This window comes from Aerococcus sp. HMSC062A02 (assembly GCF_001809535.1).
Classification (GTDB): Bacteria; Bacillota; Bacilli; order Lactobacillales; family Aerococcaceae; genus Aerococcus.
Genome location: NZ_KV797922.1, coordinates 1 through 13,155 on the forward strand (window position 1 = coordinate 1; position 13,155 = coordinate 13,155).

Sequence of the window (13,155 nt, forward strand, 5' to 3'; positions counted from 1 at the left end):
CCATCCTGGTCAACTACATGATCCGCCGCTTCGGTAAGATCATTGAAGATCTAACTGTCTTCCCAGACAATATGTTGCGGAACATGCAGGCCACCCACGGCTTGATCTATAGCCAACGCCTGCTTTTGAAGTTGGTCGACCAAGGCCTATCCCGTGAAGCCGCCTATGACCTGGTTCAACCCCTGACTGCCCAGGCCTGGGATAACCAGCGCGACTTCCGCGAACTGGTAGAAGGTAATGAAGAAATTACAGATTTACTCAGTCCTGAAGACATCGCTGATGCTTTCGACTACCACTACCACCTCCAACGGGTGGATGAAATCTTTGAACGATTGGGTATCTAAGAAATATGAGGGGAAGCGTACAGGAGCCTCATTTATACAGTAAAAATATGTCCATTAAACTAGAACAGCCCAGCAAGGATGGCTTTAATCCTGCTGGGCTGTTCTATTTTTATTAGTCGCAAGCCACAGATAAAGGCTTTGACTGTGGCTTCGAAATCGTGAGTCCACAAATGAAGACTTATACTGTGGCTTGCTGGCCGTGAACCCACAAACAGAGACTTTGACTGTGGGTTGGCAAGCTTGAAGCCACAATGAGAGCACCCAATTGTGGCTTCCTAACACGAGCTAAAAAATCAATGGACCGCTCATAGCCCCATAAGCTGTATAGAAATCCCTCAAGTCTTTTCCTTGGCGCTTATAGAAGAAATTTTGGACAAAATCAGTTAAGTGCTTGATTTCTGGAATCTCCAGTCGGTCTTTGGGAGAGAATTTTTTAAGGGCATTGTAGGTCAGGACAAGGGCCTGGCCGATATTCTTGTTTTCCTGGATGACCTGTGCAGCTTCTAGGAGGTTTTCCTTAGTTTGGTCGGGGAAAGAAATTTTTTGCAATTATAGACGCCTGCAATCAAGTTAAAAAGGACTTGGGCTTCATCCTTTGTTAGCACAGTTTGCTTTTTTATCTTAGGTCATCTTCTTCCTTTGTTTATATTATATTCTTTCTATTTATAAACACTAATTAAAATTATGCTTCCCCTGAATATTTAATGATCAAATTCAAAGGCGGAAGGAATAGTCTCCCTACGATTTGACAAATTATTCTCAACAAATCCCCAAAAAGCCAATTTATAAATAATTCGTCTTTTGGTAAATATTAATAAAACAAAATATAAAAACATCCGTTTATATAACAAAATACGAACAATTATAAAATAAAATATAATAATATATGTTATTTGACCTTTTCTTGTGTTATAGTATTAGGGAAAAGGAAAGGGGTTATGGAAATGCCAGATGTTGCAGTGATTATGGGATCAAAATCCGATTGGGAGACTATGCGCGAATCCTGCCGGGTCTTAGACCAATTTGGAATTACATACGAAAAAAGGGTGATCTCAGCCCACCGGATGCCGGATGAAATGTTCGCCTTTAGCGAATCTGCGCGGGCACGGGGCATTCAAGTGATAATTGCAGGTGCAGGCGGGGCGGCCCACCTACCGGGTATGGTGGCTGCTAAGACCACCCTGCCGGTGATTGGGGTCCCAGTTCAGTCCCGGGCCTTGAGTGGCTGGGATTCTCTCTTGTCCATTGCGCAGATGCCAGGGGGAGTTCCGGTAGCGACAACGGCGATTGGGACGTCAGGCGCTAAGAATGCGGGGCTCTTAGCTGTTCAGATCCTCAGTCTCCAGGACCGCGATCTCGTTGATCGTTTGACTGATTACCGCCAAGCCATGCGTCAGGCGGCCAAAGAAAGTGGTGACCAACTTGACTAGGACCATCTTACCGGGACAAACGATTGGGATTATCGGTGGCGGCCAGTTGGGGCAGATGCTGGCCCAAGCTGCTAAAGAAATGGGCTTTAGGGTAGGTATCCTCGACCCAGGAGCCAATTGCTCAGCCGCCCAGGTGTCGGACTTCCACTACCAGAGGGCCTATGATGACCGGGAAGCCCTGGTCGCCTTTGCGGATGCCTGCGATGTCTTGACCTTTGAATTTGAAAATATTGATACCGACAGCCTCCAAGCCCTGGGCGACCGGGTCTACCTGCCCCAGGGGACAGAGCTTTTGGCAAAGACCCAGGACCGTTTGACAGAGAAGGCCTTCCTCCAAGCAGCTGGGGCCCAAGTGGCTCCTTATTGCCGGGTAGCTAGCCCAGCCGATTTACAAGCAGGCCTGGACCAATTGGGTTATCCTGCTGTTTTGAAGACGACCCGTTTCGGCTATGACGGCAAGGGTCAGCAGGTTCTCCGTTCAGCCCGAGATATCAACCAGGCGGCTGAGCTCATAAAGGACCAGGTCTGCATCTTGGAAGCCTGGGTGCCCTTCAGCAAGGAATTGTCCGTTATGGCAGTGGGCAAGCCGGGAGGGGACCTGGTGACTTTCCCGGTGGCCGAGAATATTCACTCTGACAATATTCTTTTTGAATCCATCGTGCCGGCCCGGATTTCAGCAGAGCTCCAGGCTAAGGCGGACCAGGTCGCCCGGCAGATTGCACGAGCTGGCCACTTGGTCGGGACGCTGGGGATTGAGATGTTCCTAACGGCGGAAGGGAATATTTTGATCAATGAACTGGCCCCTCGCCCCCATAATAGCGGCCACTACACCATTGAATCCTGTGACTTCTCCCAGTTCGACCTCCATATCCGGGCCATCTGCAACTGGGACCTGCCTAAGCCCCGGCTCCTCAAGCCAGCGCTCATGGTCAATGTTCTCGGCCAAGATCTCGATCCCTTCAAGGACCCCCTGGCCCAGGCCAGCCACTGGCACCCCCACCTCTACGGCAAAGACCAAGCCAAGGTCAACCGCAAGATGGGACACTTGACCCTCTTGACAGATGATATGACGCAAAGTCTAGAAGAAATTAAAGCAACAGAAATTTGGAAGCGAGGATAAGGAATGACTGATAAAAACTTAATTTATTCTGGCAAGGCCAAGGATCTCTACCAGACAGACCAAGCCGGCATTCTCAAGATGGTTTACAAGAACCAGGCCACAGCAGGCAATGGGGCCAAGAAGGAAGAAATTCCTGGTAAGGGTGCTCTCAACCAGGCCATTAACCAGCTGATTTTCACTTATTTAGCCGACCAGGGGATTCCCACCCACCTGGTGAAAGTCTTAAATTCCCACGAAGAATTAGTCAAGGAAGCCCAGATGTTTCCCCTAGAAGTTGTCTTCCGCAATTATGCAGCAGGAAGTTTCGTTAAGCGGCTCGGCGTTGACAAAGGAACCGAGATCCCAGGCGGGGTCTTGGAATTCTTCTACAAGGCAGATGCCCTGAACGACCCCTTTATCAATGATGAGGATATTCGCTTCCTCCAAGCTGCGACAGAAGATGAGCTCCAAGAAATCAAGCGGCTGACCCGGCAGATTAATGCCCTTTTAGTTGCTTTATTCAAGCAAGCGGGGCTCATCCTAGTTGATTTCAAGCTCGAATTCGGCCGCACGCCCGATGGAGAAATTGTGCTTGCTGATGAATTCTCCCCAGACAATGCCCGACTCTGGGATATTGAAACGAAAGAATCTTTTGATAAAGATATCTTCCGCAATGACGAAGGAGATATCATTCCTTTCTATGAAGCAGTACTCAGCCGACTCGAAGCCGTGACCCAAGCCTAAGACCACAAGGAGGACCAACATGTATCAGGTAGAAATTTTTGTTACTTATAAGGAATCCATCTTAGACCCCCAAGGTGAAGCTATCCAGCAAGCCGTCAACCAGATGGGCTACACCGAAGTTGAAAGTGTCCGCCAGGGCAAGTACTTTGAATTGGAAATCGCTAAGGATGTGGCTGATGTTCAAGCGACTGTTGAAGACATTTGCGATAAGCTCTTGGCCAATGTCACCATGGAAGCTTACCGCTACACCATTAAGGAGGCCTAGTCATGAAATTTGCTGTGATTCAATTTCCGGGTTCCAATTGCGACACGGACATGTTCCATGCCATCCGGGACATCCTGGGTGAAGAGGTGGACTTTGTTTCTTCCGATGCCAGCGACTTGTCGGCCTATGATGCGGTCATGGTACCAGGCGGTTTTTCCTTTGGCGACTACTTGCGGTCTGGGGCTATCGCTCGTTTTGCCCCTATCATGACGGCCTTAAAAGCTTTCGCTGATTCAGGCAAGCTTGTCTTAGGGACCTGCAATGGCTTTCAGATTCTCTGCGAGGCCGGACTCCTGCCGGGGGCCTTCTTGCGCAACCGCGACCTCCACTTTGTCTGCAAACACCAAGCTCTGAAGGTTGAAAACAACCAAACAGCCTTTACCAGCCGCTACCAAGCAGGGGAAGCAATCAGCCTGCCTATTGCCCATGGCGAAGGGAATTATTACTGCGACCCAGAAACCCTAGAGGAATTGCGGGCCAAGCACCAGATTGTCTTCACTTATGCGGGGGACAATCCCAATGGGTCAACAGCCAATATTGCAGGGATCTGCAACCAAGCGGGCAATGTGATCGGCCTCATGCCCCATCCAGAAAGGGCGGTAGAGGCCTTGATTGGCGGTATTGACGGTCTGCGGGTTTTTGAATCGATGCGGGACACTTATGAGAAGAACTTAGGAGGGCAAGCTTAATGGCGACACAAGAACTGACAGCAGAAGCAATCCAAGAAGAGAAGATCTACCAAGAGTGGGGCTTGACGGATGAGGAATATGCCCTGATCCGGGATAAGATTCTCGGTCGCCTGCCCAATTACACAGAGACCGGTCTCTTCTCGGTCATGTGGAGTGAGCACTGTTCCTACAAGAACACCAAGCCAATCTTGCGTACCTTCCCTTCTGAAGGGCCCCAAGTCCTCCAAGGGCCAGGCGAGGGAGCCGGGATTGTGGATATTGGCGATGGTCAGGCCGTGGTCTTCAAGGGGGAGAGCCACAACCACCCCTCAGCGGTGGAACCCTATGAAGGGGCGGCTACTGGGGTCGGCGGGATTATCCGCGACATTTTCAGTATGGGAGCCCGTCCCATTGCCGTTCTGGATTCACTCCGTTTCGGTGAATTAGATGATGCCCGGACCAAGTACATCTACCAGGAAGTCATTAACGGGATTGCGGGCTACGGCAACTGCATCGGCATTCCAACAGTAGGAGGCGAGATCGCCTTTGATAATTGCTACCGCGGTAATCCTCTCGTCAACGTTATGTGCGTCGGTCTCATGGACCAAAAAGATATTCAAAAGGGCCGGGCAGCCGGTGTCGGTAATAGCATCCTCTATGTCGGAGCCAAGACCGGCCGCGATGGGATCCACGGCGCTACCTTCGCCAGTGCGGAATTCAGCGATGAGCACGAGAGCCAACGGTCAGCTGTCCAAGTGGGTGACCCCTTCATGGAGAAACTCCTCTTGGAAGCCTGCCTGGAAGTGATCCAGACCTGCCAGGAAGAATTAGTCGGTATCCAGGACATGGGGGCGGCAGGCCTGGTATCTTCCAGCTCTGAAATGGCCTCCAAGGCAGGAACAGGACTCCGCCTCAATCTCGACCAGGTCCCCCAACGCGAAAGAGACATGACGCCTTACGAAATGATGTTGTCTGAATCCCAGGAACGGATGCTTCTCTGTGTCAAGAAGGGCAAGGAAGCCAAGATCCAAGCCATCTTCGACAAGTACAAGCTCCATGCAGTTAAGATCGGCGAGGTAACGGACGATGGCCGCTACCGGCTCTTCCACCAGGGTCAAGAAGTGGCCAATGTGCCGGTAGATGCCTTAGCGGAATCCGCTCCTGAATACCAGAGAGAACAACAATTACCTCAACGTCTAGCCCATGCTGAACCCAAGCAATACCAACCCCAATTCAGTGATGCCAAGGCGACCTTGGAAGCCCTCCTCCAACAGGGGACCATTGCCTCCAAACGCTCGGTCTATGAAAGCTATGACAGCATGGTCCGGACCTCAACTGTCCAAGGGCCAGGGAGCGATGCCGCTGTTCTTCGCATCCGCGGTACCCAAAAAGCCCTGGCCATGACGACCGACTGCAATGCCCGCTATATTTATTTGGATCCTGAACGTGGAGGGCAAATCGCGGTCAGCGAAGCGGCCCGGAATATTGTCGCTAGCGGGGGCCAGCCCCTCGCCATCACTGACTGCTTGAACTACGGTAACCCAGAGGATCCGGAAATCTTCTATGAACTCGCCCAGTCAGCCGCTGGTATTTCCCAGGCCTGCCGCCAGCTCCAGACGCCAGTCATTTCGGGCAATGTTTCCTTAAATAATGAAAGCAATGGCCAAGCCATCTATCCGACGCCAATGATCGGCATGGTCGGTCTCATCCGCGACCTGTCAGAAATCACTACGCAAAGCTTCAAGCAAGCAGGGGACCTGATCTATAGCATCGGGGCGACCAGTGATGCCTTCAACGGGTCTGAGCTCCAGTACTTAGAAACTGGGCAAATCTCTGGTCAGCTCTTTGATTTCGACCTCGACCAGGAAGCTGTCAACCAAGAAGCGGTCCTCCAGGCCATCCAAGCCGGCCACCTGGCCTCTGCCCACGACCTGAGCGAGGGGGGCTTAGCCGTTGCCTTAGCCGAGTCCGCCTTTAGGACAGGACTGGGCCTCGATGTTACTTTTGCTGGACCTATCCGCCAAGTCTTCAGCGAAAACCAGTCGCGCTTTATTGTGTCGGTCCATCCCGACCAACAAGCGGCCTTTGAAGCCGACTTTGGCGACAAGTTTGACTTATTAGGCCGGGTGACCGCTGAGGCAGACTATCTTTTACAAGCCGATGATGGCCGGATCGAAGCAGACCTGAAAGAATTAGAAGCACTATGGGAGGGGGCCTTAACGTGTCAACTACATGCCACAAGCAAATAGTTTCTGAAGGGGACTACCTATCTACCTATATTGATGAAGACCATTATGATCTACCCCATGAAGAGTGTGGGCTGATTGGCGTCTGGCAGCACAGTCAGGCCGCCCGCCTCGTCTTCTACGGGCTCATGGCCCTCCAGCACCGGGGCCAGGAGGGGGCAGGGATTACGGCTCTGAATGCTCAGGGACGGATGACGGATATCCGGGGCCTGGGCCTGGTCAGTGAAATCTTTAAGTCCAGGGACCAAGTCGACCGCCTCCAAGGCTTGTCTGCCCTGGGACATGTGCGCTATGCCACGTCAGGCGAGCACTCCCTCCACAATATCCAGCCCTTCCTCTTCCATTTTGAGGAAGGGGACATGGCCCTGGCCCATAATGGCAACCTGGTCAATGGTCAGGCCCTACGCCGGGACTTGGAAAAGAAGGGCGCAATCTTCCGGTCTACTTCAGATAGCGAGGTCCTCATGCACTTAATCCGCCACAGCCAGGAAGATAAATTCTTGGACCAAGTCAAGGACGCCCTGAACCAGATCAAGGGAGGCTTTACCTATATCTTGCTGACCGACCAAGCCTTGATTGGGGCCTGTGACCCCAATGGCTTCCGGCCCCTGGTTGTCGGTCAATTGGCGGATGGCTCTTATGCCATGGCTAGTGAGTCCTGCGCCCTGGACCAAATTGGGGCAGAGGCCCTCTTCGATGTCCAACCGGGCGAAGTCGTTGTGATCAACAGCCAGGGTATCCAGCGCCAATACTATACGGCGGACCGCCAACAGGCCATTTGTTCCATGGAATATATTTATTTCGCCCGCCCGGATTCTACCATTCATGACATCAATGTCCACACGGCCCGCAAGCAGTGCGGGGCGCGCCTGGCCCAAGAAGCGCCGGCGCCAGGGGCTGATTTCGTGGTCGGCGTCCCCAATTCCTCCCTGTCAGCGGCCAGCGGTTACGCGGAAGCCGCCCAGCTCCCCAATGAAATGGCCCTGGTCAAGAACCAGTATGTGGGCCGGACCTTTATCCAGCCCAGCCAGGAAGAGCGGGAGCGTGGCGTCCGCATGAAATTATCGGCTGTCCGCAAATTGTTGGAGGGCAAGCGGGTGGTCATGGTGGATGATTCCATTGTGCGGGGGACAACCTCTAAGCGGATCGTCAGCCTCTTGCGTGAAGCCGGAGCCAAGGAAGTCCATGTCCGGATTGCCTGTCCGCCCCTTAAATATCCCTGCTTTTACGGGATTGATATTTCAACGACCCGAGAACTAATTGCCGCCAACCATGATGTAGACGAGATCTGCCAGCTGATTGGGGCCGATTCCCTGGCCTTTCTCAGTGAGGAGGGATTGATGGAAGGGATTGGTTTAGAGACCGATGCACCTTACGGGGGCCTCTGTATGGCCTACTTTAATGGCGACTATCCCACCGGACTCTACGACTATGCCGAAGAATACTATCGCGCCCTAGAAGAACAGGAGGAAAAGCATGGATAATGCCTACAGCCAAGCCGGTGTGGATGTGACCGCAGGCTATGAAGCCGTCCGTCGTATGGCCAAACATGTCAAAAAAACTCAACGTCCAGAAGTCCTCAGCCAACTAGGGGGCTTCGGGGCCGCCTTCTCTCTGAAAAATTTTAACTACCAAGATCCCGTCCTCATCTCGGGGACTGATGGGGTAGGGACCAAGCTCCTCCTCGCCATCCAGGCCCAGGTCTATGACCAGATTGGGATCGATTGCGTGGCCATGTGTGTCAACGATATCCTGGCCCAAGGCGCTGAACCCCTCTACTTCCTCGATTACCTGGCTGTGGCCAAGAACGATCCGGCCATTATTGAAGCCATCGTTAAGGGGGTCTGCACGGGCTGCCAAGAAGCTGGTGCAGCCCTGATTGGGGGCGAAACCGCTGAGATGCCAGACATGTACACGGGGGACGACTTTGACTTAGCCGGCTTTGCGGTGGGGATTGCTGACCGCGATTCCCTGATTCAAAAAAGAGATGTCCAAGCAGGGGATATCCTCATTGGACTAGCTTCTTCAGGCCTCCATTCCAATGGCTATTCCCTGGTGCGCAAGGTCTTCTTCAAGGACCATGATTTCGCACTCGATGACCAGCTGGACCTCTTGCCCCAAGCCGCCAGCCTGGGAGAGGAATTGCTCAAACCGACCCGGATCTATGTGGCCTCCCTCCTGCCCTTGGTTCGAGCAGGTAAAATCCATGGCCTGGCTCATATTACAGGGGGCGGCTTTGTCGAAAATATTCCCCGCATGCTGCCTGAAGGGCTCTGCGCCCAGATCGACCGGGGGACCTGGCCTGTCTTAGATATTTTCAAGGCCCTGGCCCACTATGGCCAAATTCCTGAAGCCGACCTCTATGAGATCTTCAATATGGGGATCGGCATGGTGGCAGCAGTCGCCCCTAGCGACCGTGATGCGGTCTTAGCTTCCTTAGAGGCCGCCGGGGAAGCCGCTTATGTCATAGGCCGAGTTGTCGAGGATGATGACCGAGCCATCCAGATTCACTAAGGAGGTTCTTATGCGTTGTGCTATCTTTGCATCCGGTAATGGGTCCAACTTCCAAGCCCTGGCCCAAGCTTTTGCAAGTGGCCAGGAAGGAGTTGAGATTGTCTTTCTCTTCTCCGACCAAGCGGGGGCCTATGCCCTGGAACGGGCCCTGAATTTAGGGATAAAGACCTACCAGTTCAGTCCCCAAGACTTCCCTAGCCGCCAAGCCTATGAAGAAGCCTTGGTAAAAATTTGCCAGGAAGAAGCCGTCGATTTGGTTATTTTAGCCGGCTACATGCGGGTCCTCCACGCGCCCCTCATTCAAGCCTACCCCCAAGCCATTATTAATATTCACCCCTCCCTCCTCCCAGCCTTTCCGGGACGTCACGGCATTCGTGAGGCCTATGAAGCGGGGGTGGCGGAGGCCGGAGTCACTGTCCATTATGTGGATGCGGGCATTGACAGTGGGGAGATTATCCGCCAAGCCAGCCTAGCCATCCGACTGGGGGAGACTTTGGACGAACTTGAAGCGCGTATCCATGACCTGGAACACCAAGTCTATCCAGCTGTTATTCGTCAATTGAAAGGAAGAGAACATGCCTAGAGCCTTAATCAGTGTGTCAGATAAGACCGGAATTGTTGATTTTGCGAGATTTTTAGCCGAACAAGGGATTGATATTATTTCGACTGGGGGAACCCTCCAAGTATTAACTGAGGCGGGGGTCCCGGTGACGGCGGTGGAGGAAGTGACCGGCTTCCCTGAAATTCTGGATGGCCGGGTCAAGACCCTCCACCCTAAGATCCATGGGGGCCTCCTCGCCCGCCGCGACCAGGCCAGCCACCTTCAAGCCTTGGCCGACCATGGGATTGAAGCCATCGACTATGTGGTGGTCAACCTCTACCCCTTCAAGGCCACCCTGGCCCAGGCCCATGCGAGCCACGCCGACCTGATTGAAAATATCGACATCGGTGGCCCCTCCATGCTGCGGAGCGCCGCCAAGAACTACCAGTCGGTGACCGTCCTTACCGACCCAGCTGACTATGACCGGGTCCAAGCTGAACTAGCGGCTGAAGGAGCGACTAGCCTGGACTTGAGGGCCCACTTGGCGGCCAAGGTCTTCCGCCAAACGGCCCAGTACGATGCCCTGATTGCCCACTACCTGACGAACTTTGTCGGCGAGACTGAGCCGGAAAAGCTGACCCTGACCTATGACCTCAAACAAGAGCTCCGCTATGGGGAGAACAGCCACCAAGCTGCTGCCTTCTACCAAGAGCCCCTAGCTCCGTCCTATAGCCTGGTCCAAGCCCAGCAGCTCCAGGGTAAGGAACTGTCCTATAACAATATTAAGGACGCCGATGCAGCGCTAAGAATGATTGCGGAATTCCAAGTTCCCGCTGCCATTGCGGTCAAACACATGAATCCCTGTGGCATGGGCCTAGGCGAGACCATTGAACTCGCCTTCCAGCGCTGTTATGAAGCTGATTCCCAGTCCATCTACGGTGGCATTGTGGCCGTCAACCGGCCGGTGACCCAGGAGCTAGCTGAAGCGCTCAAGCCAATCTTCTTAGAGATTGTAATTGCGCCTGCTTTTGAGCCCGAGGCCCTAGAGCTATTAGCAGACAAGAAAAACCTGCGTCTCTTAGCCTTGGACCACTTCGACCAGAGCCCTGCACCAGCCAAGGAATATGTGTCCGTCATGGGTGGCCTCTTGGTCCAAGACCAGGACATCCCCCAAACGGTCCATGCGGCGGACTGGCCAGCTATGGGCCAGGTGCTACCTGACCACAAGCAAGACCAGGCCTTGGAACTGGCTTGGAAGTTGGTCAAGCATGTCAAGTCCAACGCGATTGTGGTGGCCAATTCTGTTCAGAGCCTAGGGATCGGTGCCGGTCAGATGAACCGGGTGGGTGCCTGTGAGCTGGCCATCCAAGAAGCCCTGACCAATCCCCACGATGTGGACTGGTCAGATATGGTCCTAGCCAGTGATGCCTACCTGCCCATGGCCGATACGGCTGAATATGCGGTCTCCCATGGCATCAAAGCTATCGTCCAGCCTGGAGGTTCTATCCACGACGACGATTCCATTGCCGTGACCGATGCGGCTCAGATTCCTATGTTGAAGACGGGACGGAGACATTTTAGACACTAGGAGGTTGGAATGAAAGTATTAGTGATTGGTGGGGGCGGTCGTGAACACGCCCTAGCCCGCAAATTTATGCAGAGTCCCAATGTTGACCGGGTCTATTGCGCACCCGGCAATCCGGGGATGCTAGGGGATGGAATCGACTTGGTCCCCTTAGCTGTTGACCAGGTCGATGAACTCCTGGCTTGGGCCCAAGAAGCTGAGATTGACTGGACCTTTGTTGGCCCTGAACAGCCACTCTTCTTGGGAATTGTGGACCGTTTTCGGGCTGCAGGTCAAAAAATCTTCGGCCCCAGCCAGGCAGCGGCTCGTCTGGAATCTTCTAAGAAATTTGCTAAAGAACTATTAATTCAGAATGGAATTCCGACGGCCCACTACCAAGCTTTTGAAGATTACAAAACGGCCCAAGCCTATGTTCAGAAGGCTAGCTTTCCTCTTGTGATCAAGGCAGATGGGCCAGCAGCTGGTAAGGGCGTTGTGATTGCCCAGGACCTAGCGACAGCCGAAGCTGCCCTGGTTGATATCTTGGAAGCCGACTGCTATGGGAGTCAATCTCAGGTCGTGGTGGAAGAGTATTTGACCGGGCCAGAATTTTCTTTCTTTAGCTTGGTCCACGACGGCCAGGTCCTCCACCTACCAACGGCCCAGGACCACAAGCGGGCCTATGACCAGGACCGTGGCCCTAATACAGGTGGGATGGGCGCCTATGCCCCAGTTCCCTTTGTTGATGAGGGTCTCTACCAGGAAGTTGTGACGACTATTGTTGAGCCCACCCTCCAGGCCATGGAAGCGGTAGGTTATCCCTACAGCGGGGTCCTCTATACCGGGCTCATGCTGACAGCTGAGGGGCCTAAGGTGATTGAGTTCAATACCCGCTTCGGCGATCCCGAGACCCAGATCCTCATGCCCTTGTTGGGGGATGATTTCGCTGATACTATTAGTCAACTCCTGGATGGCCAGCCTGCCCAGCTGACCTTGAAAGAGAACCGCCCTAGCCTAGGCGTTGTCCTCGCAGCGGAAGGCTATCCCAATCCCTATGCCAAGGGGATGGACCTAAGCCCTCTCGTTAATGCTTGTCCGGCAGACATCTCTCTACTCTATGCAGGCGTGGGCGAAAAGTCAGGTCGCTTGATTGCTCAGGGCGGTCGCATCCTTATGGCAGTGGCCCAGGGGGATGATCTCGTCCAAGCGGCTCAACAGGTCTATGCCTATCTCGACCAGAATCCCATCCCTCAGACCTTCTACCGCCACGACATTGGTGGACAAGTCATCTCTCACTCTAAGGAGGAAAAAGTTTCATGATCCCACGCTACACCCGTCCCGAAATGGGCCAAGTTTGGTCCGATGATAACCGCTACCAGTGCTGGCTCGAAGTTGAAATCCTCGCCGCCGAAGCCTGGGCTGAACTCGGTGAAATTCCTAAAGAGGATGTTGAAAAAATCCGTGCAAAAGCGACTTTCGACATTGACCGCATCCAAGAGATCGAAGCCCAAACCCGCCACGATGTCGTGGCCTTCACCCGCTGTGTTTCTGAATCTCTAGGCGAAGAGCGCAAGTGGGTCCACTATGGCCTGACTTCGACTGACGTGGTCGATACCGCTCAAGGCTACCAGCTTAAGCAGGCCAATGACATTATCCGTCAAGACCTGGCCTGGTTCCTAGAGATTCTGAAGAAGAAGGCGCAGAAGTACAAGCACACGGTCTGCATGGGCCGGACCCATG

At 53.4% G+C, this 13,155-nt stretch carries 13 protein-coding genes and 1 pseudogene; 13 read left to right on the forward strand and 1 reads right to left on the reverse strand.

From position 1 onward, the window contains the following. A pseudogene (locus tag HMPREF2626_RS04315) lies at positions 1-344 on the forward strand (adenylosuccinate lyase); the annotation flags it as partial. A gap of 285 nt (positions 345-629) precedes the next feature. On the opposite strand, the gene HMPREF2626_RS04320 reads toward HMPREF2626_RS04315, so the two are convergent. Continuing rightward, a complete protein-coding gene (locus HMPREF2626_RS04320) occupies positions 630-893 on the reverse strand; it encodes a hypothetical protein (protein ID WP_070617938.1) in 264 nt (87 codons plus the stop codon). Between the two features lie 395 nt (positions 894-1,288). Here HMPREF2626_RS04320 and purE point away from each other — a divergent pair, with 395 nt between their 5' ends. The 12 genes from purE to HMPREF2626_RS04380 all read left to right on the forward strand — a co-directional run. Continuing rightward, complete coding sequence (purE, locus tag HMPREF2626_RS04325; RefSeq protein WP_070617966.1) at positions 1,289-1,774, forward strand: 5-(carboxyamino)imidazole ribonucleotide mutase; 486 nt, start codon at positions 1,289-1,291, stop codon at positions 1,772-1,774. Next, a complete protein-coding gene (gene purK / locus HMPREF2626_RS04330; protein WP_210382788.1) occupies positions 1,767-2,894 on the forward strand; it encodes a 5-(carboxyamino)imidazole ribonucleotide synthase in 1,128 nt (375 codons plus the stop codon). The genes purE and purK overlap by 8 nt, the downstream gene beginning before the upstream one ends. 3 nt (positions 2,895-2,897) lie before the next feature. Next, a complete protein-coding gene (purC, locus tag HMPREF2626_RS04335) occupies positions 2,898-3,617 on the forward strand; it encodes a phosphoribosylaminoimidazolesuccinocarboxamide synthase (RefSeq protein WP_070617941.1) in 720 nt (239 codons plus the stop codon). A gap of 19 nt (positions 3,618-3,636) precedes the next feature. Further along, positions 3,637-3,882, forward strand: coding sequence for a phosphoribosylformylglycinamidine synthase subunit PurS (purS, locus tag HMPREF2626_RS04340; RefSeq protein WP_070617944.1), 246 nt, complete (start codon positions 3,637-3,639; stop codon positions 3,880-3,882). Positions 3,883-3,884: 2 nt separating this feature from the next. Beyond that, a complete protein-coding gene (purQ, locus tag HMPREF2626_RS04345; RefSeq protein ID WP_070617947.1) occupies positions 3,885-4,571 on the forward strand; it encodes a phosphoribosylformylglycinamidine synthase subunit PurQ in 687 nt (228 codons plus the stop codon). Beyond that, positions 4,571-6,799: a phosphoribosylformylglycinamidine synthase subunit PurL gene (purL, locus tag HMPREF2626_RS04350; protein WP_070617950.1), complete on the forward strand. Its 2,229-nt coding sequence runs from the start codon at positions 4,571-4,573 to the stop codon at positions 6,797-6,799. Before purQ ends, purL begins: the two co-directional genes overlap by 1 nt. 29 nt (positions 6,800-6,828) lie before the next feature. Next, positions 6,829-8,280, forward strand: coding sequence for an amidophosphoribosyltransferase (gene purF, locus HMPREF2626_RS04355; RefSeq protein WP_070617972.1), 1,452 nt, complete (start codon positions 6,829-6,831; stop codon positions 8,278-8,280). Continuing rightward, complete coding sequence (gene purM, locus HMPREF2626_RS04360; protein WP_070617954.1) at positions 8,273-9,310, forward strand: phosphoribosylformylglycinamidine cyclo-ligase; 1,038 nt, start codon at positions 8,273-8,275, stop codon at positions 9,308-9,310. Before purF ends, purM begins: the two co-directional genes overlap by 8 nt. A gap of 10 nt (positions 9,311-9,320) precedes the next feature. After that, positions 9,321-9,893 carry a phosphoribosylglycinamide formyltransferase gene (gene purN, locus HMPREF2626_RS04365; protein WP_070617956.1) on the forward strand — a complete coding sequence of 191 codons (573 nt, stop codon included), beginning with the start codon at positions 9,321-9,323 and terminating at the stop codon, positions 9,891-9,893. Further along, positions 9,886-11,439 (forward strand): bifunctional phosphoribosylaminoimidazolecarboxamide formyltransferase/IMP cyclohydrolase, encoded by a 1,554-nt coding sequence (gene purH / locus HMPREF2626_RS04370; RefSeq protein WP_070617960.1) that lies wholly within the window; start codon positions 9,886-9,888, stop codon positions 11,437-11,439. Before purN ends, purH begins: the two co-directional genes overlap by 8 nt. A 9-nt stretch (positions 11,440-11,448) precedes the next feature. Beyond that, positions 11,449-12,735, forward strand: coding sequence for a phosphoribosylamine--glycine ligase (gene purD / locus HMPREF2626_RS04375; protein WP_070617963.1), 1,287 nt, complete (start codon positions 11,449-11,451; stop codon positions 12,733-12,735). After that, a partial coding sequence (locus HMPREF2626_RS04380) for a lyase family protein (protein ID WP_246818923.1) occupies positions 12,732-13,155 on the forward strand: 424 nt, incomplete at its 3' end. The genes purD and HMPREF2626_RS04380, both read left to right, overlap by 4 nt.

What these genes read in the sequence shown, in the direction of transcription:
- purN (WP_070617956.1), top strand. Translation starts at nt 9,321, where the DNA reads ATGCGTTGTGCTATCTTTGCATCCGGTAATGGGTCCAACTTCCAAGCC.
- purH (WP_070617960.1), top strand. Translation starts at nt 9,886, where the DNA reads ATGCCTAGAGCCTTAATCAGTGTGTCAGATAAGACCGGAATTGTTGAT.
- purL (WP_070617950.1), top strand. Translation starts at nt 4,571, where the DNA reads ATGGCGACACAAGAACTGACAGCAGAAGCAATCCAAGAAGAGAAGATC.
- purC (WP_070617941.1), top strand. Translation starts at nt 2,898, where the DNA reads ATGACTGATAAAAACTTAATTTATTCTGGCAAGGCCAAGGATCTCTAC.
- purM (WP_070617954.1), top strand. Translation starts at nt 8,273, where the DNA reads ATGGATAATGCCTACAGCCAAGCCGGTGTGGATGTGACCGCAGGCTAT.
- purE (WP_070617966.1), top strand. Translation starts at nt 1,289, where the DNA reads ATGCCAGATGTTGCAGTGATTATGGGATCAAAATCCGATTGGGAGACT.
- purS (WP_070617944.1), top strand. Translation starts at nt 3,637, where the DNA reads ATGTATCAGGTAGAAATTTTTGTTACTTATAAGGAATCCATCTTAGAC.
- purD (WP_070617963.1), top strand. Translation starts at nt 11,449, where the DNA reads ATGAAAGTATTAGTGATTGGTGGGGGCGGTCGTGAACACGCCCTAGCC.
- purQ (WP_070617947.1), top strand. Translation starts at nt 3,885, where the DNA reads ATGAAATTTGCTGTGATTCAATTTCCGGGTTCCAATTGCGACACGGAC.